Here is a 19,150-nt window from a genome sequence, read left to right as displayed (position 1 = left end):
TATGAACTTCTGGGCTACCGCTGCTCCCGCCACCAGGCCGTCTGCGGATAGCCCTCCTCGGCGGCCTCGACGATCTCCCCGATCCGCGGCGTGGCGATGCGCACGCCATGGGCGCGGGCGGCGGCGACCGCCCGCTCGACCGGATCGTCCCACGCATGGAAGCCGAGCGTGAACGCCGCCCAATGGACCGGCACGAGCAGCCCGCCGCGCACGTCGAGATGCGCCTGCACCGTCTGCTCCGGCAGCATGTGAATGTTCGCCCAGCGCTCGTCGTATTGTCCGCATTCCATCAAGGTCAGGTCGAACGGGCCGTAGCGTTCCCCGATGGCCTTGAAATGCGGCGCATAGCCGCTGTCCCCGCTGAAGAAGAACCTTCCGCGCGCGCCGATGACGGCCCAGGAGCACCAGAGCGAGCCGTTGCGGTCGAACAGCCCTCTGCCCGAGAAATGCCGCGCCGGCGTGCAGGCGAGCCGCAGCCCCGCGACTTCGAGTTCGTCCCACCAGCCATGCTCCGTGACCTGCTCCGGCGGCACGCCCCACTTGATCAGCAAGCGGCGCACGCCGAGCGGCACGACGAAGCGGTCCGTTTTGTCCCGCAGCTTGCCGATGGACGCCTTGTCGAGATGATCGAAATGGTTGTGCGACAGCACGATGGCGTCCAGCCGCGGGAAGTCCTCCGGCTCGAGCGGAAGCCCGCCGCTGTACCGCCGGCCGCCGAAGACCGGCACGGGCGACGGCGACGGCGAGAACATCGGATCGAACAGCAGCCGCCGGCCCGCCAGCTCCAGCACGAACGCCGAATGCCCGAACCACGCGACGCGAATGCCCTCCGGCCGAACCTGCCCAGGCAGCGACAGCGGCACGACCGGAATCGGCCGCGCCGGCCGCCGCCGCGGATCCCGCTTGAATTGATCCCGCAGCATCGTGCCGATCGACCGCAGGTTCATGCCCATCGTCGTCGGCACCAAATTTTCGTACTTCGTTCCCCGCTTCCCCGCCATCCGCTCCATCCCCTTCTCGGCCCCTAGTGCCTGTTGGAAGCTAGTATAGAAGAACGGGCTCGGCGAAGTCAAAAAGACGTCGCCAGACCAGTGTCCGCGGCGTCCGCTCAGCGCGGGAGGCGCGGAACCGCCGGCGGCCCGGACAGGTTGACACCTCCGCCTCTTCGCGGGTACAGTAGACCCAGCATGGAGTGGAGGAGCTGTAGGGCATGAAGCTGGTGTCTTGGAACGTCAACGGGCTGCGCGCCTGCGTGACGAAAGGATTCATGGATTATTTCGAACGGGTGGACGCCGATATCTTCTGCGTGCAGGAGACGAAGCTGCAGGCGGGCCAGATTGAGCTGGAGGGCATCGAGGCGTACAAGCAGTATTGGAACTACGCGGAGAAGAAGGGCTACTCCGGCACGGCGGTGTTCACGAAGGCGGAGCCGCTCTCCGTCCACTACGGCATGGAGGAGGATTACGAGCCCGAAGGCCGGCTGCTGACGCTGGAGTTCGAGGCGTTCTACCTCGTCAACGTCTATACGCCGAACGCCAAGCGCGACCTGTCGCGGCTGGGCTACCGGCTGGAATGGGAGGACCGATTCCGCCGCTACCTGCAGGAGCTGGACGCCAAGAAGCCCGTCATCGTCTGCGGCGACCTGAACGTGGCGCACGAGGAGATCGACCTGAAGCATCCGAAGCCGAATATGGGCAATTCCGGGTTCACGCTGGAGGAACGCGGCAAAATGACCGATCTGCTCGCGGCCGGCTTCGTCGATTCCTTCCGCCGCTTCTACCCCGACCGGACCGACGTCTACTCCTGGTGGTCGTACATGCCGAAGGTGCGCGAGCGGAACGTGGGGTGGCGCATCGACTACTTCCTCGTCTCCGAGCGGCTCGTCCCTTCCCTGACCGGCGCGGAGATCCACTGCGAGGTCATGGGCAGCGACCACTGCCCGGTCGTGCTGGAGCTGGCGCTCGCCGAACCGGAGGAACCCGCGCAGCCGGACGAGCAGGCCCAATAGATATGGGTTGCATCACAAAAAGGCTTGCCGCCCGAGAACGGATGCGTTCGCGGGCTCGGCAAGCCTTTTTCGCCGTATGCGGCGGGTACTTGGGGCGCCATTGGCTTCGTGCCGCCGCAGCGGGAACGACCGGCCGGATTACTCCCCGATGCCGTCCCACTCCGACATGAACCGCTCCACGTACGCCGCCATGTAAGCGTGCCGCTCCTCGGCGATCGCCTTCGCGGACGGCGTGTTGATGCGGTCCTTCAGCTTCAGCAGCTTCTCATGAAAATGATTGATCGCCGTGCTCTTGCCGCTGCGGTATTCCTCGGGCGTCATCGATTCGCGCGGCGGCAGCGCCGGATCGTAGATCGGGCTGCCCTTCCAGCCGGCGTACACGAAAGCGCGCGCGATGGCGATCGCGCCGATCGCGTCCAGGCGGTCGGCGTCCTGCACGACCTGCCCTTCGAGCGTCCGCATCGGCGGATTCGCGCCGCCGTTGTAGGACATGTTCGCGATGATCTCGATCACGTGCAGGCGGTCCTCATCGCGGATCGGCCGGCCCGCGAGCCAGTCCTCGACCTTGCGCATCCCGCTTTCCTTGGAGTCGTTCAGCTTCTCGTCCGCCACGTCGTGCAGCAGCGCCGCGAGCGCGCAGACGAAGACGTCCGCCCCCTCGCGCCCGGCCAAATGCCGCGCCATGCGGACGACGCGGTGAATATGCCACCAGTCGTGGCCGGTGACGTCCCCGCCCAGCTCGGCGCGGGCATAAGCCTCCGCGGCTTCGAGCACGCGGTCTTGTTCCGCCGTTGTCATAGCTTCATGCGTCCTTTCGTTTCGGCCGAAGGGCAGCTCGCCTCCGGCCGGCTTGTCTTCCGCGCGTTCCCCGCCCGCAGCCGCTTAAGCGGCGGGCGTCCGCCCGCTACCGGCCGCGGTTCTGCAGCTCCCGCCACACCTTCTTGTTGCTGTACTGCCGCTCGGAGCTGATGTCCCGGCCGAACCAGTCCGGCGGCGCGAACGCGGTCGCCTCCTCGAGCGAGTCGAACTCCGCTTCGATCACGGTAAGCCGGATCTGGTCGTACCGGTCGATCTCCACCTTCCGGCCGTTCCACTCCGCCGTGATGCGGTCCTTCGTCAGCGGCACGAGGCCGCGGCCTTCGGTCAGCTGCCCGTATATGCCCGCCGTGATCCCGTATTCGATCTCCTCGCGGGACAAGCCGTTGCCGTTCTTGAACGTGTGCGTATGCGTCACTTCGCCGGTCGCCGCGTCCACGATCCGCCGCACGCGCACCTCCTGCGTCTCGTCGATCGCGAGGTACGTCTGCTCGATCCGCTGCGTGGCGAGGATGCGGATGACCCCGTCCGCCGCCAGCCGTTCCGGCTCCGCCGCGAGCAAAAATTTCCGTTCGATTTCCAATGCCATGCCGTGCAGCTCCTTTGTGCCAATATCAGACTGCCCCTATTATACCACCGCGAGTCGGCTGAAGAACAAGCGCGGCCGGCCGGGCTCCGGCGGCCGCCAGCGCCGTCCCCGCCGCATTCGTTGGCATGTACCCCGCCCGGGCGGCATATGCTTTCTTGAAGAACATGGAAACGGGGGATGAGGATGAACCAGAATGTGCACCACGCGGTCTCGATAATCCGGCCGTTCATACCGTACGGCGGCGAGCTGGCGCTGCTGACGCGGCATGCCAACATGCCGGCGGTCTTGTTCGCCGACATCGACTACGACTTCCAGGTGGAGCTCATCGCGCTGTACCGCTATCAAGGCGAGCAAAATTTGATCGTGCTGAAGAATAACGGCGGTCAGTGGAATATGTTCGCGCACGCGAACGGCAAAGGCGTCTACGTCGCGGACATGGCGGCGGCGCCCGTCGCCCGGGCCGGGCAGAATAACCTGCTGATCGGCTGGGAGCACGAGGACTGGCGGGTCGAGCTGGATATTCTGCAGTGGACGGGGACGGGTCTCTCGCGGCTCGTGCCGGACGGCCTCGTCTACGACTGGCTGGAGATCGAGGATATGCCGGCGGCGAACGGTCCGGACGGGAAATGCGAGCTGGCGCTCTGGCTGCAGGACTCGGAGCAGTCGTACCGCATCGAAGCCTATCGCCTGGAGGAAGCCGGCCTCGTGCCGGCCGTCGACGCGTATCCGTACTACTTCGGCAAAGTCGCGTTCTATTACGAGCAGCTGGCCGCGCAGCAGCCCGACGTGCCGCTCTACCGGAGCGTGCTGGACGAAGCGCTGCAGAAGTCGAGCGTCGCGGACCCCGCGCCCGAGGCACCGCCGGCCGAGGAAGCCCCGTCCGGCTGACGAAACGCGCAGCGGGAGATCCCCATCTGGGGGTCTCCCGCTGCGTTTGTCGTTTATTTGCGAATTCGCCCGCGCCGGATGTCGCGCGGACGCGCCCTCACGCCGGCCGCGGGCTGGCTCTTCCAGCCTGGTCCGAAGGGCTAACGCAGGCTCATCACTGCAAAAAGGCGACGACGGCGCCGGCTTCTTCGCCGCCCGCCTGCGCGTGGACGATCAGCGGAATCCCGTGCGGACCGGGCGCGTCCTTGCGCGAAGGGTCGTCCGCCAGGATCGCCTTCACGATCTCAAGCTTCCCCAGCATGGCGGCGGCGAACAAGTCGAGGCGCGCGCCCTTATCGAGCAGGTACAGCGCGATATCCCGCCTGCCCATGTGCGCGGCCGCGCCGAGCGCGGTCTCCCAATCGCCGCCGCCCCAATCCCACGCCGCGTTCAGCAGCCCGGGCTCCTGCGCCAGCAGCTCCTTGACGCGGTTCAAATCTCCGTGCGCGCTGCCGACGAACGATTGGACAAGCTCCGGCGCGATGCTCGGTTTCGCTTCCATGTGCATCTTCTCCCTTACTGGTTGAATTCGCCTTGCAGCAGCTTCGCCGTCTCCGGGTGTTCCCGCGAGATGGCGATCTCGGCGGCCGTCCGGCCGTCGGCGGTCCGCGCGCCGCGGTCGGCGCCCGCCTCCGCCAGTAGCGGGATCATCGCGTCGCGGCCGAAATACGCGGCCACGTGCAGCGCGGCAAAGCCCGGCCGCCACTTGCCCTCGCAGACGGCGTTCACATCCGCTCCGCGCTCGAGCAGCAGCCGGACAAGATGCGGATAATTGCCCGCGATCGCCGCGTGAAGGGCCATGTTGTCCAAATTCCCGTCGCGGCTGCGCTGGTTGACGTCCGCGCCCCGGTCCAGCAGGTAAGCCGCCGTCTCCTCGGAGCCGAAATGCGCCGCCAGCCCGAGCAGCGTATACCCGTCGGGGCTATAGCTGCCGAGCAGGCTAGGCTCCCGCTCCAGCCATGCCGCAACCCGCTGCGTGCTGCCTACGGCCGCGGCCTCGTAGACGCTGAGATCCGCGCCGTGCTCGAGCAGCAGCTCCTTGACGGACGCGGACCGGTAGTAGGCGGCCATCAAGATCGCCGTCTCGCCGCTTTCGCTTCGCGCGTTCGCGAGCGAAGGATCCCGGCGCAGCAGCTCGGACACTTGGTCGGTCCGTCCGGCCTTGACCGCCTCGATCATCTCGGCGCGCAGCCGTTTCACCTGGTCCGTCAGCTCCCTCGCCTTCCGCAGCAGCTCCGCGGAGGCGCCGATACCGGCGCCGATCAGCTGCGTCGCGGCCCGCGACCGGTTCGGTTCCAGCCCGGACTCGACGAGCAGATCTACTGCTTCGAGCGCCGTCTCGTCCAGCCGGACGGATAACACGACGCTTCTCTTCTTCGAAGGCATGTGGGTTCTCCTGTTCTTGTCGCTTGCAACTTGTAATTTTTATTACAAAATTACAATAGCATATAATTTCCATTTAAGCCATACACAAAGAGTGCTGCCTTGCCGGAAGCCAGCGGTACTGCATCGCCCGTGATCGTACGCGCCGCACCTCTCCCGGTCCGCTGATGCAAAAAAAGGCCCGCCGCGCGGCGGCAAGCCGGCTGACGGGCCGTTCCGATGAGCGCGCCCGGACGGGCGCGAGACGGCTAAACGGTTCACTTGATCACGAGCAGCGGCACGTCCGTATGCTGCAGCACGTAATGGCTGACGCTGCCCATGACGAACTCGCGCAGCGGTCCGAAGCCCCGGTTGCCCACGATAATGAGGTCGTTGCCATGCTGCTTCGCGTACCGGACGATCGTCTCGCCGGGGCTGCCTTCGAGCAGCACCGAGGCCGCGTTCGGAATCGAGGCGATCTGCGCCTCCGCCTGCTTCAGCTGCTCCTGCGCCGCCATAAACTGCTCGCGCTGAACGGACGACGGCACGGCTACGACCGCATCAGCCACGGCGACAGCGGCCACGCTGTAGACGGACAGAACCGTCAGTTTGGCTTCCGGGTCATGCCGGACCATGTCCAGCGCTTTATCCAACGCCTTGACGGACGGCATGCCTCCGTCGTATGCCACGAGAATATTGCGAAAACTCATCGCGAATCCCTCCTTCGGCGATCGGGCACTGCCCACTTTCTATTACCCGTCCGCGCGCCGATCGAAACCGTTCCGCCCCGAACCACGCGCCAAAAAGCCGCCGTCCCTACAGGGACAGCAGCTTCCGGTAATTGCGGATCGTGCTCAAATGCATCGCCTCGTGGTAGAGGTTGAAGCTGAAGAACTGTTCCAGCGTGTCGAGATGCATCCCCGCCGACGTCGTGTACGGCGAGACGACCCGCTGCCGGATGCCCTCCCCGAACGTCTGGCGGATCCGTTCAATCTGGCCGCCGAGCTGCTCCTTCAACTCCCCGAGCGTCGGCCACGCGTCGTCCGCCGGCGCCGTGAGCGGCGAGGTGCCATATTCGAACAGCGCCGTCCAGCCGGCGGGCGCCTGGAGCGGCAGCTCCATGTATTTGTGCGCGTACCGGTCCAAGACGACGTAGATATGGCCGAAATGCCAGCGAATATGATTGCGGAAGCCTTCGGGAACGACGTCCGCCTGTTCCTCCGTCACGCCCTCCATCAGCTTCAGCGTCTGCGCGCGCACGAATGCGAGCTGCCCGTATACATAGTGCTCCATCTACTACCACTCCTTTTCGTCCGGAGCCGCCATCCCCGTCCGCGTGCCGGCGGCCTTCGCAAAGGCGGCCCCTGCTGTTCCATCAGTATAAAGCCCGCCCGCCGGAGCCGTAAACCGCAATATGGCAAAAGCGGGATGTTCGCCCCCGTCTCCCCGCCCTCCATGAATAAGCGCGCGCGCAAAAAAACCAAGGCCCGCTCGCGGTTAGCGGCGCTGCCTTGGCTCTTGCACTGAAGCGGCGTGGAGACAGAACAGCGTCTACAAGCCGAAATCCAGCGCTTTGCCCGTCTCGGCGAACGTCTTGACGCTGCTCAGAATCATCGGCCAGCTCGACTTCGTTTTCTCGTAGGACGGATGCCCCTCCGGCCACAGGTCGTTGACGAGCGTCAGCTTCACCGTCTCGCCGACGGGTTCGAGGGTCAGCGTGACGCGCGTCTCCAGCGCCTCGTGATTATCATGGTACGATGGGCCCGGATGATCCATATAGCTCATCCGCTTGTTCGCTTCGTAGTCCACGATGGTGCCGTAGACGTGAACCGTGCGGTCCCCGTCGTTGCCCGGGCCGATGTACGCGTAGGGCGAACCGGGCTCGAACGTCGACTCCAGCACGCTGCCGCAGTAGACCGCCTTCGTGCCTTCCGGCGACACGAGCGCGCGCCAGACATCCTCCGGCTTCGCTCCGATATACAACTCGAATTTCATCTCTTCCATCCCATTGCGCCTCCAAACGTGTTCGTAGTGTCCGAAACCATTGCATGCCAGGCCTCTTGGTGCTAGTCTCGAGTATAGCGCTTCATGCTTATCCGGTATTGTAAAAACGCGACAGCGTTCGCTTAAGGAGGCCTCGCATGAACGAGTGGGACAATCCCGGCGGCCGATCGGATCGCGGCATCCTGAAGGCGGAGCTGGCCCGGCAGAAATTCGCGCTGCGGCGTCTCGATCCCTCTCCCGGCCTCGCGCCGTATATCGAGCATTACTGGATCGTGCGCTGGGACTTGCGGGGGCAGGAACCCTACTCCCAGACGGTGCTGTCCTACCCCAGCATGCATGTCGTCTTCGAGCGCGAGACGGCCGGCCGCTTCGCCGGCGTGTACGGCGTGCCGACGCGGACGTTCGTCCGCCGTCTGCGGGAAGAAGGCGACGTGTTCGGCATCAAGTTCCGCCCGGGCGGCTTCTATCCGTTCTGGCAGCGGCCGGCGGCGCTGTTGACCGGGCGCGCCGTGCCGTGGACGGAGCTGTTCGGCGAGGCGGCGCGGGACGTGGAGGCGCAGGTGTACGCCGCCGAATCGGACGAAGCCCGGATCGGGCTGGCGGAAGCGTTCTTCGGCTCGCGCCTGCCCGGGCCGGAACACGGCGATGCCGTCCGGCTCGTCGGGGAGATCGTCCGCGAGGTCATCGGCAACCGGGAGATCACCAAGGTCGAGGACCTGGCCGAACGGTTCGGCGTGAACAAGCGGGCGCTGCAGCGCCTCTTCGGCCGCTTCGTCGGCGTCAGCCCGAAATGGATCATCCAGCGGTACCGGCTGCAGGAGGCGGCGGAGCGCATCGAACGCGAGCGCGGCGCGCCCGACTGGCCGCGGCTGGCGCAGGAGCTCGGCTTCTACGACCAGGCCCACTTCATCAAGAGCTTCAAGGCGCTGATCGGCAAGTCGCCGGAAGAATACGGACGGGAGCTCGGCCTGCCCTGACGCGCGGGCGGGCGCCCGCCCGCGACAAAAGGGCTGCGGCCGGCTGCTTCGAGCAGCTGCGGCCGCAGCCCTTATTGTTGTTCGTGAAGAACGCGCCCGGCTGGCCCGGAGAGCCCCGTCCCGTCCCGGTCCGCCGGCCGTCACGGCTGGCCGATCGCGGCCGGCTGGCGGAAGAACAGCCGGGCGGCCAGGTCCCCCGCCGCGAGCAGCAGCAGGATGCCGCCGTACACGCCGATGCGGTAGGCTTCCTCGTAGGATAGGCCCGCCCAGCGTTCGAGCGCGTACGCCAGCGAATGGACGGCCGCGTTTGTAAAGCAGAACGCGTAGCTGCGGGCCATCCACCGCCGGTGGCGGTCGAGGCGCTTCTTGCGTATGGCGCGAATGCCGAGCACGGCGAAGGCCGGCCAGACGATATTGAGCATATTGAACGCGAAGCTGACCGCCTCGCCGCCCGTCGCGTTCGGCGCCATGTAGCCGGAGCTTAAGGATACGGCGAGCACGGATATGAGATACGCATACCCGTTGCCCCGGTGGAACCGGCGCGCATGACGCGCGAGCCACGGCGAGAAGTTGACCGCCCCCGTCAGCAGGGCAAGGCAGGCGAAGCCCAAGTGGATCCGCATCACGGTCAGCCAGACGGGCAGGTCGACGAGATCGGCGGGATTCGTCTTATGGCTCAGGAACTCCGCGGCCTCCGGGTCCTGGAGCACGTTCTTCCTGACCGCGTATGCGATGAACGCGGCCGCGACGGCCAGCAGCAAGCAATAAGGCAGTTTGGATGGCAGTTTGGATTTCAACATAGGATTAGAATGAACCTCGCAGTATGGATTGGGAAACGCGGCAGCCCGCTTCTTAGAAGCCCAGTATACCGCCGCAAGCGGTCCGATTGAAAGCCGGCCGCTACGGCCCTCAACGCCAAAAAGCCTTGCCCCTCGGACCGCGGCAGCGGACCCGTTACGGGACAAGGCTGTTCGTCATGCAGCAGCAAGGCGGCCGGCCGTCTTGCCGTCAGCCTTCTTTCGGACCGAACCGCTTGACGGAACGGATCCGCGCGCGCTCGATCTCCGCCTCGCGGCTGCGCTGCGGGCTGTTCGTCACGAGCGAGGACAGCAGCTTCTCCGCGGCGGCAGTTACCTCGTCGACGGCCAGCTGGAAGGCTTCCTCGTTCGCCTTGGAGGGCTGGTTGAAGCCCGACAGCTTCCGCACGAACTGCAGCGAGGCCGCCTGGATCTCGTCTTCCGTCGCGGGCGGATCGAAATTGAACAGCGTTTTGATATTCCGGCACATGCGCGTCACCATCCGATCTATTCGCAGTTTGCCCCATCATAGCATACACTCACATTTATTGGAATTCGATCACAGCCGGGATAGGCCTCGTTCAGGGATGAACCGCGGGCTGTTCGAAGATACTAACGGCAGCTTAGACAAATTGCAGGCTGGATTGGCATAAACTGAATATATGTCTCTATTGACATATAGGATAAACGGGTAGATAATAGTTCGCATGCGAAATAATCGGCGGAAGGAGTTTTTCATGGAGGAGCAGATCCTGCGCATCTTTGAGAGCTACCGCGAGGTTAATCAGGTGTTCTTCCAGCTGATGACCAAAGCGGCGGGCAAGCATAACTTGACCGCGCCTCAGCTCATTGTCCTTCGCGTGCTCCACGAGCAGCCCGCCATCCGCCTCTCGGAGCTGGCCGACAAGCTCTTCCTCGGCAACAGCACGACGAGCGGCATCGTCGAACGGATGGCTAAGGCGGGCCTCGTGGAGCGGGCACGCACCCCGTCCGACCGGCGGGCGATGACGCTGACCTTGACCGGGCAGGGCGAAGCGCTTTGGCGCGAGACGGAAGTGACCCGGGTGCACATGATGCGGTCCCTGCTGGAGCTGTCGGAAGCCGACAGGCGCGAGCTCGACCGCCTGCAGCACGAGGTGCTGCGTCTTTTACGAAAATCCAGGGAGGAAGCATAGACCATGACTACGATGGTATCCAACACCTTGCGCAAAGGGCCGATCATGGCCTCCTTGCTCATCGCCGCGTTCGTGGCGCTGTTAAGCCAGACGGTGCTTAACGTCGCGCTTCCGAAATTGATGGCGGATCTCGGCGTGACGGAAAGCACGATCCAATGGCTGTCCAACGGCTATCTGCTCGCGAACGGCGTGCTCGTGCCGATCAGCGCCTTTCTCGTCAACCGGTTCACGACCCGGAAGCTGTTCCTCGCGGCCTCATCTCTATTTGCGATCGGCACGATCGTCTGCGCGCTCTCCGGCGATTTCAGCATCCTGCTGACCGGCCGTCTCGTGCAGGCCGTCGGCGCCGGCATTCTAATGCCGCTCATGACCGTCGTCGCGCTCACCATCTTCCCCGTCGAGGAACGGGGCAAAGCGATGGGCCTGATGGGCGTTGCGATGATTTTCGCGCCGGCGATCGGCCCGACGCTCTCCGGCTGGGTCGTCGAGAACTACGACTGGCACGTGCTGTTCTACATCGTGCTGCCGCTCGCGGTCGCCGCCGTCATCTTCGGCGCCTTCGGGATGAAGAACGTCATCCAGACGTCGCGTCCGAAGCTCGACGTCCTGAGCGTCGTCCTGTCCACGCTCGGCTTCGGCGGCCTGCTGTACGGCTTCAGCGAAGCGGGCACCGCGGGCTGGGACTCGACCGAGGTCATCGTCTGCCTCGCCGTCGGCGCCGTCGCGCTCATTCTCTTCATTGTGCGCTCCATCGTGGTGAAGAATCCGCTGCTCGAAATGCGGGTGTTCAAATATTGGATGTTCTCGCTGACGTCGCTGATCAATGCCATCATCACGATGGTGCTGTTCTCGGGCATGATCCTGCTGCCGATCTTCCTGCAGACCATCCGGGGCTTCACGCCGCTCGAATCCGGGCTGCTGCTGCTGCCGGGCGCGATCCTGATGGGCATCATGTCGCCGATCACGGGCATGGTGTTCGACAAGATCGGCGCTCGCTGGCTCGCCGTCGTCGGCCTTGCCATCACGGCCATCACCACGTACGAATTCAGCCATCTGGAAGCCGGCTCGACGTATGTGCACATGATGATCGTCTACACGGCGCGGATGTTCGGGTTGTCCATGCTGATGATGCCGATCCAGACCGCCGGCCTGAACCAGCTGCCGCGCCGGTTGAACGCGCACGGCTCCGCGATGTCCCAGACGCTGCGGAATGTCTCCGGCGCGCTCGGCACCGCCCTGCTGGTCACGGTCATGACGAACCAGGCGACCGCCCGCGCCAAGGACCTCGTCATCGCCGGGCAGATCGACCCGCAGGACGCGGCCAAAATGGCCGAGGTCACGCAGCAGGCGACCATCTACGGCATCAATTATTCGTTCGTCGTCGCGACCTGGATGGCCGCCGCCGCGCTCGTCCTGGCGTTCTTCATCCGCAAGGTGAAGCCGCGGGAGGATGCGGCGCAGGTCCCGGTGCCGCAGGATATGGCCGCCGTGCCGGAAGCGAGCGTGGCGGCGGCCCAGCCGGCGCGCGCGGAAGGCGCGGCCCGCATGGGCAAGGACGTGGAGTTCCGCGACGCCATCCGCGGGTTCCTCAATCCGACGCCGCCGAACGCGGACGACGGGCGCTTCAACGATAAAGAATACCGGAGGGCGCTGCTGAAGCTGAAGGGCGACGCCATTCAGGACGCGAAGCCGAAGGAAGAGCTGTCCCCCGACCAAGCCTACCGGGAAACGCTCAAGAAATTGACCGGATCGTTAAAGAAACCCGAGTGAGGCGCGCACGGAACAACCATCCAGAGAGGAGAACATTCGATGAAAATTTATATTGTATACGATAGCGAAGCGGGACATACGGAGCAGCTTGCCCGCTCCATCGCCAAAGGGGCCGAACGCGTGGAAGGCGCGCAGGTCTTCATCAACCACGTCAACAGGGCGGACGTCAAAGACTTGGCCGACATGGACGCGATCATCTGGGGCTGCCCCGGGCACTTCGGCTCCATCAGCTCCGGCTTGAAGGAATGGATCGACAAGCTCGGCTACCTGTGGGCGAACGGGACGCTGGTCGATAAGATCGGCGCCGTGTTCTGTACGACGGCCACCATTCACGGCGGGATCGAAGCCACGCTGCTGAACCTCATTACGCCGATGCTGCACCAAGGCATGATGATCGTCGGCCTGCCGGCCAACATTCCGGAAAATGCGCTGTACGGCAGCTACTACGGCGTCGGGGTGACGTCTCCCGTCGAGGATACCCACGACCCGCTGAGCCAGTCGCTGTTCGCGAAGGGCCTCTCGCTCGGCGAAACCTTGGGGATGCGCGTGGCCAAGACGGCCGCCGTCTATAGCGCAGGCAGAAGTACCCGGGCGACGGTATAAGCCGGCCATGATTAGGAGAGCGCGGACCGGCATACGGGCCGCGCTCTCTTCGCGCAGGCCGCCGATCGGAGGTCTCTTGGCGCGTACATCATCGGCACCGCGCACGCACCTCGAGCAAGCTTATCGCGGCGGGGCGCTGCCTGTGTTACCATCGTAACGGAACCGATCAATCCTTATGGAAGAGGTGCATCTCCCATGAAATTCACGCTGATTCGCCACGCTTCGCTCTGGCTCGAATACGCCGGATCGACGCTGCTCGTCGATCCCATGCTCGGCGCGGCGGGCGTGAACCCGCCCATCGTGAACGCCGGCGACGACCGCCGCAATCCGCTCGTCGGCCTGCCGGGCGGCCCGGCGAAGTGGCTGTCGCCGGACGCCGTGCTCGTCACGCATCTTCACCGCGACCATTGGGACGACGCGGCGGCCGAGGGACTGCCGAAGGCGGTGCCCGTCTTCTGCCAGCCCGGCGATCAAGCGGTCTTCCGCGACCGGGGCTTCGGCGACGTGACGGAGGTCGATGCCGCGGCCACGTTCCGCGGTATCTCGATCGTCCGCACGGGCGGGCGGCACGGCACCGGCGAGGTCGGCCTCCGGATGGGCCGGGTGTCCGGCTTCGTGCTTCGGGCGCCGGGCGAGCCGGCCGTCTACCTCGCCGGCGACACGATCTGGTGCGACGAGGTCAAGGACGCGCTGGGCGCCCACCGGCCGGAGATCGTCGTCGTCAATGCCGGCGGCGCGCAATTCTTGACCGGCGGCCCCATTACGATGGACGCGGACGACGTGATCGCGGTCGCCCGCCATGCGCCGGACGCGAAGGTGATCGCGGTCCATATGGACGCGATCAACCATTGCCGCGTGACCCGCGCCGTGCTGCGGGAGCGGCTGGCGGCGGCATCGCTGACGGACCGCGTGGCAATCCCCTTCGACGGGGAGACGTTCTAGGCCGGTTTCCGGCAGGCGCCGATGCGGTGAGAGGCTGAACCGGCGGACGGCTGGATTGGCGGACGGCTGGATCGGGTTATAGGCAAACGGCGGAAGGCCGGCCCGCTCCCTTGGGGGAACGGCCCGGCCTTCTTCGCGTGCGCCGCGCCTTGCACGGCTCAAGACTCGATGGCTTTGATTTTGCGATTCATCTTGACGATGCCGGTGCCGAGCAGCGCGAAGATCGCGGCATAGATCGCCAGCACGGGCACGGCGACGGTCCATAGATGGCCGCCTATCCGCGGCAGCAGGTTCGCGCCGTTCACGCACAGCAGCACGGCATTAACCGGCAGCATCGCGGCCATCACGCCGCGAATGCGCTTGTAGTGCGCGGCGAGCGAATCCCGGTCCGTGTACAGGCGCGGGCTCTCCCCCGGCTGCCACGGGCGGCGGAAATAATACCAGATGCCGGCGAAGGTCCCGGCATGCTCCCAGCCGGCGTCGCGGTACAGCTCCAGGTACGCCGCCAGCTTCTCGCCTTTCCCGAGCCCCGGCTGATAATCGAGCCGGTACGTGTAGCGTACGGAAGGATCCCGCTCGAACGCGCTACGGACGATGCCCGCCCGCCGCAGATGCAGCCCTTGGGCGGACATGGCGTTCACCCATTCCTCCTCCTGCTCGTACTGCCAGCTCATCCACAGACGGGTCTTCTTTACCGTCTCCACTGCCATCCTCCTCACGCCTCCTCCGAATGCATGATGCGCCGGCCGGCCGCCAGCAGCTCCTCCAGCCGTCTCATCTCGGCCGCGGCCGCCGCTTGACCGGCCTCCGTAATGACGTACAGCTTGCGCCGCGCGTCCGTCCCGTCCGAAACGGGATAATGCGCGAGCCACCCTTTGCCGAGCAGCGCGTTCAGCGCAGTGTACAGCGTGCCCGCCCCGAGCTTGACCCGCCCTCCGCTCATCGCCTCGACGTCCTGCATGATGCCATAGCCATGCGAGGGACGCGGATAAAGGGCGATCAAAATGTAATAGAACGCCTCCGTGAGCGGAAGCGGCTCTTTCGCCTTTGCCATGTCGGAAGGCCCCCCATTACTTCGGTAGTTGATATATCGTATGTCGATACATTAACATTCGATACATCATCTGTCAATCTATTTTCGCCTGTTCGCGCTCCTTCACCCCAGCGTCGGGGCCTGCGAATAAGTTGCGCGAGCCAGGAGCACACTACCAGCAAATTCATTTATAAGAATATAATCAAATTACAGATATTTTACATTCAATATTATATTCGATATAATTAACGGAAAACGTTTCACGAAAAGGATGATGAAGATGCCTGACGATAGAATGCTGGCCGAAACCGCCGAGTTTGTCGAAACGTTCCTGGAATTCTCCTTTATCACGAACAATATCCAGATGCAGTATAACAAGCGCTACGCGGCGTACGGATTATCGAACGAGAAGTTCCATATCCTCTTCTTCCTGTATTGGGAAAAGGATAAGGCGCTAAGCCCGTCCGAAATCGCGGATAAAATCAAGGTTACCCGGGCCTCCATGACCGGACTCATCGACAGCCTGGAAAAAGAAGGACTGCTGCAAAGGGCGTCCCATAGCCAAGACCGCCGTAAAGTGACGCTTACGATCACGGAAAAAGGCAACAACCTCGTCGAAAAAATCATGCCGCCCCATTACGAGTTCATCCAAAAGGTCAATGCGTTGTTTTCGAACGAAGAAAAAATCAATTTCACCGGCCTGCTGATCAAGCTGCTCAACATCATGACCGAACTCGACATGACCGATCAGCCGCTATCAAGCGACTTAATGAATAAGATCAGCAAGAACGACTAACCGTTACGGACCTTCCGCCTTACCGTACCGCCCCATACCGGAACAAATAGAGGAAGCCGCATTCGCAGCCGAATGCAGCTTCCTCTTTTTACGTTATGACTGTGATGCCTTACTTCACGTTGACTTCGGTCGTCACGGATTTGCCCGTCGGGGCCGTGACCGTCAGATCGAACGTGCCTTTGAAGCCGCCGGAGATCGAGACTTTGCCCGTGCGGTCAACCGTTACCGTGCCGGCCGATGCCGCGGATTCCGGGCTGACGTTCTCGACGGAGAAATTGAGTCCGTAGATGTCCACGCCGTATGTCTGCACGTCGCTCGAGTCGTAGCCGTACCCGTAGTTATCCGTGAACGAGAGGTTCATCAGACCCATCGAGAACGGTACTTGCGGCGCTGCGGCGCCTGCGCCCGCATAGTTAGCCGCGGCGTAATACGCTTTGTCGGCCGTGGAGAACGGCAGGGTCGCTTTGCTGTCAGCCTCGAGGCTCGCAACCGTAATCGCCTCGCTCTTCACCGTGACTTCCTGCGTCAGCACCTTCACTTCGCCTTTATCGTTGCGGTACGACACGGTCAGCGTCGCCGTACCCGGCTTATACCCCATGGCATACCATTTTTTGCTCGCCTCGTCTTGTCCGACTTGGACCGCTACGGGGTTGGAGCTCGTCACCGACAGCAGATAGTCGTCCGGAATGGCGACCTTATCGCCCGCGGCATTCGTAACCGTCAGATTGATGCGCTTGCTCATCGCGCTATCCGCGGCCTTGCGAGGATATTTCGTTTGGTCGTTCGGCAGGATGCCGCTGTCCAGCGTGTAGTAGAGGCTGCCGATCGGGCTGACGGCGTACGTCCACTCTTCCCCTTTGGCAGCCGCTTTGATCGTCTTGTCCACGTACGTGATCTCGGTAGGCGTACCGCCATTCGGCTGCTTCACGATCGCCACGTGCAGGGTCGCCTTCGCGCCTTCGCCGGCGAGCTGCGTCGCATTGTTGACTTGAGTGGAAGCATAGACGCGCAGGCCGCGATTGAATTGCTTCAGGGACATCGGATCCGTTTCGTTCGCGCCGCCGAACACAGCTTTTGCGTTGCCGCCTTCGGCGCGTTCGCCATAGACGTCTGCGAGCACGCTCGTCTTCTGGCTCGAGTCGTCTCTCACCAAGCTGAAGGCCGCGCCGGCGCTCGCATCCTTGAACGAAGCTTCGACGTAGTATTTGACGCCGTTCGATTCCACCGCATTGCCGCGGTCGTTGGTCAGCAGCGTGTAGTCCATCGGCTTGCCGTATTGATCAAGAATTTCATAGCGGAACGAGGACTTCGCTTCCTTGGCGTATCCCATGCCCGCAACGATTTCCTTGTTTGGCGCAGCCACTTCCCGGATGCGGTCCGGCACGCGGACGTCCGCGATCGTATAATTGCGGGTTGCCGTGCTGGTCGCGTTCGGCGTCGCGATGACCACCGTCACGGAGACGGAGCCTTTGGAAGCCGCGCTGACGTTCATCAAGTGAATCGAGCCTTTATGGGCGCCCGAATCCAAAATTTTCGCTTCCGACTGCGCGCCGGACACGCTGACCTTGATGCGGTCGCGGTTCGTGTCGCTCGTCAGATCTTCGGTGCTCAGCGCTTTGCCGTTCGCGTCGTAGCCCACGATCGGAATATAGGCGTCGTGGTCGCCTGCCGCGATCACGTCGTTGAAGTCGCCGATCTCGATCTTGTTCGCGACGCTTGCGGATTGAATGCGCACCTTGCCCTGCGCGGTAGCCGCTTGGTTCGTGACCGTGAACGTATAATCCGCGGATTTGTCCACGTTGTCGTTCAAGGAGATTTTCAGCCGCGGAATGTTGCTGCCGTTGTCTTCGATTTCCGTCGACACGGCGGACCCGCTGCCGTTATTGCCGCCAATGTAATCATTCCAGATGATTTTGACGTCGTCCTTCTTGAAGTCGCTCGAGTTGTACGCGATGGTGTTACCGTATTGATCGGCGAGATACAGGTCGTACTTGACGGTATCGCCTTTGCCCGTGATGGCGTTGGCGGCGTTCGAATATTGAGGAGCCCCCAGCGTCAGCTTCGTGATGATCGGCGCGGTGCCGAGCTTGAAATTCCTGCTGGCCGTGACGTGCTGGTCGTTGTTGACGACCGTGACCGGGATGACGCTTACGCCTTGCGTAGCTTCCGGCGTATTCGTTTTCAGCGTGATCGCGAGCGAGCCGTCGTCCGATTTGTTGATTTTAGTGAACTGAGCGACGGATGTGTACACCGTATAGTTGCCTGCGGAGAACGACGCGCTCTCGCCGTATTGGTTCTTCGGCGTCGCCTTGATGATGACGCTGCCGGAGTAAGCGATCGTATCGACGGCACTGTCGAACTCGATGCTCTTCAGCGTCTCGTCCTCGGCCTTGAAGGACGCGGACGTTTTGTCGACCTGCGCCGCGTCCAGGCCGCCGAGCGTTACGCTGTATTCGCCGGCGCGCAGCTTGTCGTCCGTCAACGTCAGCGTCGCCGATTTTTTGTCGTCGGCCCATTTGGTCTCGGCCTTGACGGTGCTGCTGCCCCGCTGCAGCGTCAGCGTAGCTTTGGAGGTGTCGAGGTCGCGGTCGAACTTGACCGTGACTTGCTGAACGCCCGTTGCTTCCGCGGAAGCGACGGAGACCTTCGCCGGCTTGTTGGCTTCCTCATAAGCCAGCATCGCGCCGTACGCGCTGTTCACGAGATCCGCGCGGGTCGCGACCTTCGCGCCGTTCGCGCCCGCCGGAAGAATGCTGCGGGCGACCGCTTGCTTGACGGCGTCGGAATACCAAGGGTGTTCCGTCAAGCTCGGCTTGATGCCGAGGCCCTTCACGTACGCCGTCGCCAGTTCGCCGAGCGTTACGTTCGCGGCAGGCTTGTATGTCGTTTTGGTCGTCCCGTTGATCAGGCCGGCCTTTTTGGCGGCTTCGATGAAATCCGACGCCCAGTTATCCGCTTTGACGTCGGAGAAGCTCGAGGTCGCCGAATCCGGTACCTGGATGCCGTAAGTAAGGTCCAACACCTTGGCGAATTCGGCGCGCGTCATGTTCTGGTTGATGCCGAACGTATCTTCGGACACGCCCTCGAATACGCCCTTCTTAAGCAAAGCGTCGATCTTGGCGGCAAGCGTCTGGTCGATGTTCGTCAAATCCTTGAAATCACCGACGCTCTTGACCGGGGCGGCGGCAGCGGCATTGGCGGCGGCGGGCAGCGCGGCCGCGGAAGCGAGTACGGAGAATGTCAAAGTAGATGACGAGAGTACTTTAAAGGTCTTCTTCATTTCAGGCTCCTTTTTATTCGAATGAGATTCGAATCAATTTTGATTACAGTCACGATTATATTAATCAATAT

At 63.3% G+C, this 19,150-nt stretch carries 21 protein-coding genes; 8 read left to right on the top strand and 13 right to left on the bottom strand.

Annotated elements, in window-relative coordinates; genetic code table 11:
- Positions 1-14 precede the first annotated feature (14 nt).
- Positions 15-1,001, bottom strand: a complete 987-nt coding sequence (locus ACFPB1_RS22475) for an MBL fold metallo-hydrolase (RefSeq protein WP_379228369.1) — start codon at positions 999-1,001, stop codon at positions 15-17.
- Between the two features lie 209 nt (positions 1,002-1,210).
- On the opposite strand from ACFPB1_RS22475, the gene ACFPB1_RS22470 reads away from it, so the two are divergent.
- Positions 1,211-2,008, top strand: coding sequence for an exodeoxyribonuclease III (locus ACFPB1_RS22470; RefSeq protein WP_379228368.1), 798 nt, complete (start codon positions 1,211-1,213; stop codon positions 2,006-2,008).
- A 138-nt stretch (positions 2,009-2,146) separates the two neighbouring features.
- On the opposite strand, the gene ACFPB1_RS22465 is transcribed toward ACFPB1_RS22470, so the two are convergent.
- On the bottom strand, positions 2,147-2,806 hold the full coding sequence (locus ACFPB1_RS22465) for an HD domain-containing protein (protein ID WP_379228367.1): 660 nt from the start codon (positions 2,804-2,806) through the stop codon (positions 2,147-2,149).
- Between the two features lie 106 nt (positions 2,807-2,912).
- A complete protein-coding gene (locus tag ACFPB1_RS22460) occupies positions 2,913-3,413 on the bottom strand; it encodes a CYTH domain-containing protein (RefSeq protein WP_379228366.1) in 501 nt (166 codons plus the stop codon).
- 183 nt (positions 3,414-3,596) lie between these two features.
- Here ACFPB1_RS22460 and ACFPB1_RS22455 point away from each other — a divergent pair, with 183 nt between their 5' ends.
- The gene (locus tag ACFPB1_RS22455) at positions 3,597-4,301 is read left to right on the top strand and encodes a hypothetical protein (protein WP_379228365.1); all 705 of its coding nucleotides are present in this window, start codon (positions 3,597-3,599) and stop codon (positions 4,299-4,301) included.
- Positions 4,302-4,455: 154 nt separating this feature from the next.
- Here the strand turns inward: ACFPB1_RS22455 and ACFPB1_RS22450 are convergent, their stop codons facing one another.
- The 5 genes from ACFPB1_RS22450 to ACFPB1_RS22430 all read right to left on the bottom strand — a co-directional run bounded on the left by ACFPB1_RS22450 (position 4,456) and on the right by ACFPB1_RS22430 (position 7,706).
- The gene (locus tag ACFPB1_RS22450; protein WP_379228364.1) at positions 4,456-4,842 is read right to left on the bottom strand and encodes an ankyrin repeat domain-containing protein; all 387 of its coding nucleotides are present in this window, start codon (positions 4,840-4,842) and stop codon (positions 4,456-4,458) included.
- Positions 4,843-4,856: 14 nt separating this feature from the next.
- On the bottom strand, positions 4,857-5,726 hold the full coding sequence (locus ACFPB1_RS22445) for an ankyrin repeat domain-containing protein (protein WP_379228363.1): 870 nt from the start codon (positions 5,724-5,726) through the stop codon (positions 4,857-4,859).
- Between the two features lie 254 nt (positions 5,727-5,980).
- Positions 5,981-6,412, bottom strand: coding sequence for a universal stress protein (locus tag ACFPB1_RS22440; RefSeq protein ID WP_379228362.1), 432 nt, complete (start codon positions 6,410-6,412; stop codon positions 5,981-5,983).
- 106 nt (positions 6,413-6,518) lie between these two features.
- Complete coding sequence (locus ACFPB1_RS22435; protein WP_379228360.1) at positions 6,519-6,995, bottom strand: DinB family protein; 477 nt, start codon at positions 6,993-6,995, stop codon at positions 6,519-6,521.
- Positions 6,996-7,253: 258 nt separating this feature from the next.
- Complete coding sequence (locus ACFPB1_RS22430) at positions 7,254-7,706, bottom strand: SRPBCC domain-containing protein (RefSeq protein WP_379228359.1); 453 nt, start codon at positions 7,704-7,706, stop codon at positions 7,254-7,256.
- A gap of 137 nt (positions 7,707-7,843) precedes the next feature.
- Here ACFPB1_RS22430 and ACFPB1_RS22425 point away from each other — a divergent pair, with 137 nt between their 5' ends.
- The gene (locus tag ACFPB1_RS22425; RefSeq protein WP_379228358.1) at positions 7,844-8,683 is read left to right on the top strand and encodes a DUF6597 domain-containing transcriptional factor; all 840 of its coding nucleotides are present in this window, start codon (positions 7,844-7,846) and stop codon (positions 8,681-8,683) included.
- 140 nt (positions 8,684-8,823) lie between these two features.
- Here ACFPB1_RS22425 and ACFPB1_RS22420 read toward each other — a convergent pair whose 3' ends face one another.
- Positions 8,824-9,483 (bottom strand): DUF2306 domain-containing protein, encoded by a 660-nt coding sequence (locus tag ACFPB1_RS22420; protein ID WP_379228356.1) that lies wholly within the window; start codon positions 9,481-9,483, stop codon positions 8,824-8,826.
- A gap of 208 nt (positions 9,484-9,691) precedes the next feature.
- A complete protein-coding gene (locus tag ACFPB1_RS22415; RefSeq protein WP_379228355.1) occupies positions 9,692-9,970 on the bottom strand; it encodes a DUF2277 domain-containing protein in 279 nt (92 codons plus the stop codon).
- Between the two features lie 247 nt (positions 9,971-10,217).
- On the opposite strand from ACFPB1_RS22415, the gene ACFPB1_RS22410 reads away from it, so the two are divergent.
- The 4 genes from ACFPB1_RS22410 to ACFPB1_RS22395 all read left to right on the top strand — a co-directional run bounded on the left by ACFPB1_RS22410 (position 10,218) and on the right by ACFPB1_RS22395 (position 13,970).
- A complete protein-coding gene (locus ACFPB1_RS22410; protein ID WP_379228354.1) occupies positions 10,218-10,655 on the top strand; it encodes a MarR family winged helix-turn-helix transcriptional regulator in 438 nt (145 codons plus the stop codon).
- A gap of 3 nt (positions 10,656-10,658) precedes the next feature.
- Positions 10,659-12,425, top strand: a complete 1,767-nt coding sequence (locus ACFPB1_RS22405) for a DHA2 family efflux MFS transporter permease subunit (RefSeq protein ID WP_379228353.1) — start codon at positions 10,659-10,661, stop codon at positions 12,423-12,425.
- A gap of 39 nt (positions 12,426-12,464) precedes the next feature.
- On the top strand, positions 12,465-13,028 hold the full coding sequence (locus ACFPB1_RS22400; RefSeq protein WP_379228352.1) for an NAD(P)H-dependent oxidoreductase: 564 nt from the start codon (positions 12,465-12,467) through the stop codon (positions 13,026-13,028).
- Between the two features lie 195 nt (positions 13,029-13,223).
- The gene (locus ACFPB1_RS22395) at positions 13,224-13,970 is read left to right on the top strand and encodes an MBL fold metallo-hydrolase (RefSeq protein WP_379228351.1); all 747 of its coding nucleotides are present in this window, start codon (positions 13,224-13,226) and stop codon (positions 13,968-13,970) included.
- 158 nt (positions 13,971-14,128) lie between these two features.
- Here ACFPB1_RS22395 and ACFPB1_RS22390 read toward each other — a convergent pair whose 3' ends face one another.
- Together ACFPB1_RS22390 and ACFPB1_RS22385 are read right to left on the bottom strand one after the other, a co-directional pair.
- Positions 14,129-14,680 (bottom strand): DUF2812 domain-containing protein, encoded by a 552-nt coding sequence (locus ACFPB1_RS22390; RefSeq protein WP_379228350.1) that lies wholly within the window; start codon positions 14,678-14,680, stop codon positions 14,129-14,131.
- Between the two features lie 5 nt (positions 14,681-14,685).
- A complete protein-coding gene (locus ACFPB1_RS22385) occupies positions 14,686-15,024 on the bottom strand; it encodes a PadR family transcriptional regulator (protein ID WP_379228349.1) in 339 nt (112 codons plus the stop codon).
- Positions 15,025-15,283: 259 nt separating this feature from the next.
- On the opposite strand from ACFPB1_RS22385, the gene ACFPB1_RS22380 reads away from it, so the two are divergent.
- Positions 15,284-15,799: a MarR family winged helix-turn-helix transcriptional regulator gene (locus ACFPB1_RS22380; protein ID WP_379228348.1), complete on the top strand. Its 516-nt coding sequence runs from the start codon at positions 15,284-15,286 to the stop codon at positions 15,797-15,799.
- A gap of 109 nt (positions 15,800-15,908) precedes the next feature.
- Here ACFPB1_RS22380 and ACFPB1_RS22375 read toward each other — a convergent pair whose 3' ends face one another.
- Positions 15,909-19,079, bottom strand: a complete 3,171-nt coding sequence (locus tag ACFPB1_RS22375) for an S-layer homology domain-containing protein (protein WP_379228347.1) — start codon at positions 19,077-19,079, stop codon at positions 15,909-15,911.
- Between the last annotated feature and the right edge of the window lie 71 nt (positions 19,080-19,150).

The sequence above is a fragment of the Paenibacillus sp. GCM10023250 genome (genome assembly GCF_042653205.1).
In the GTDB taxonomy this organism is placed as follows: Bacteria; Bacillota; Bacilli; order Paenibacillales; family Paenibacillaceae; genus Paenibacillus_Z.
Note: the sequence above shows the minus strand (reverse complement) of the source record. Positions and strands in the feature narration are given on the sequence as shown.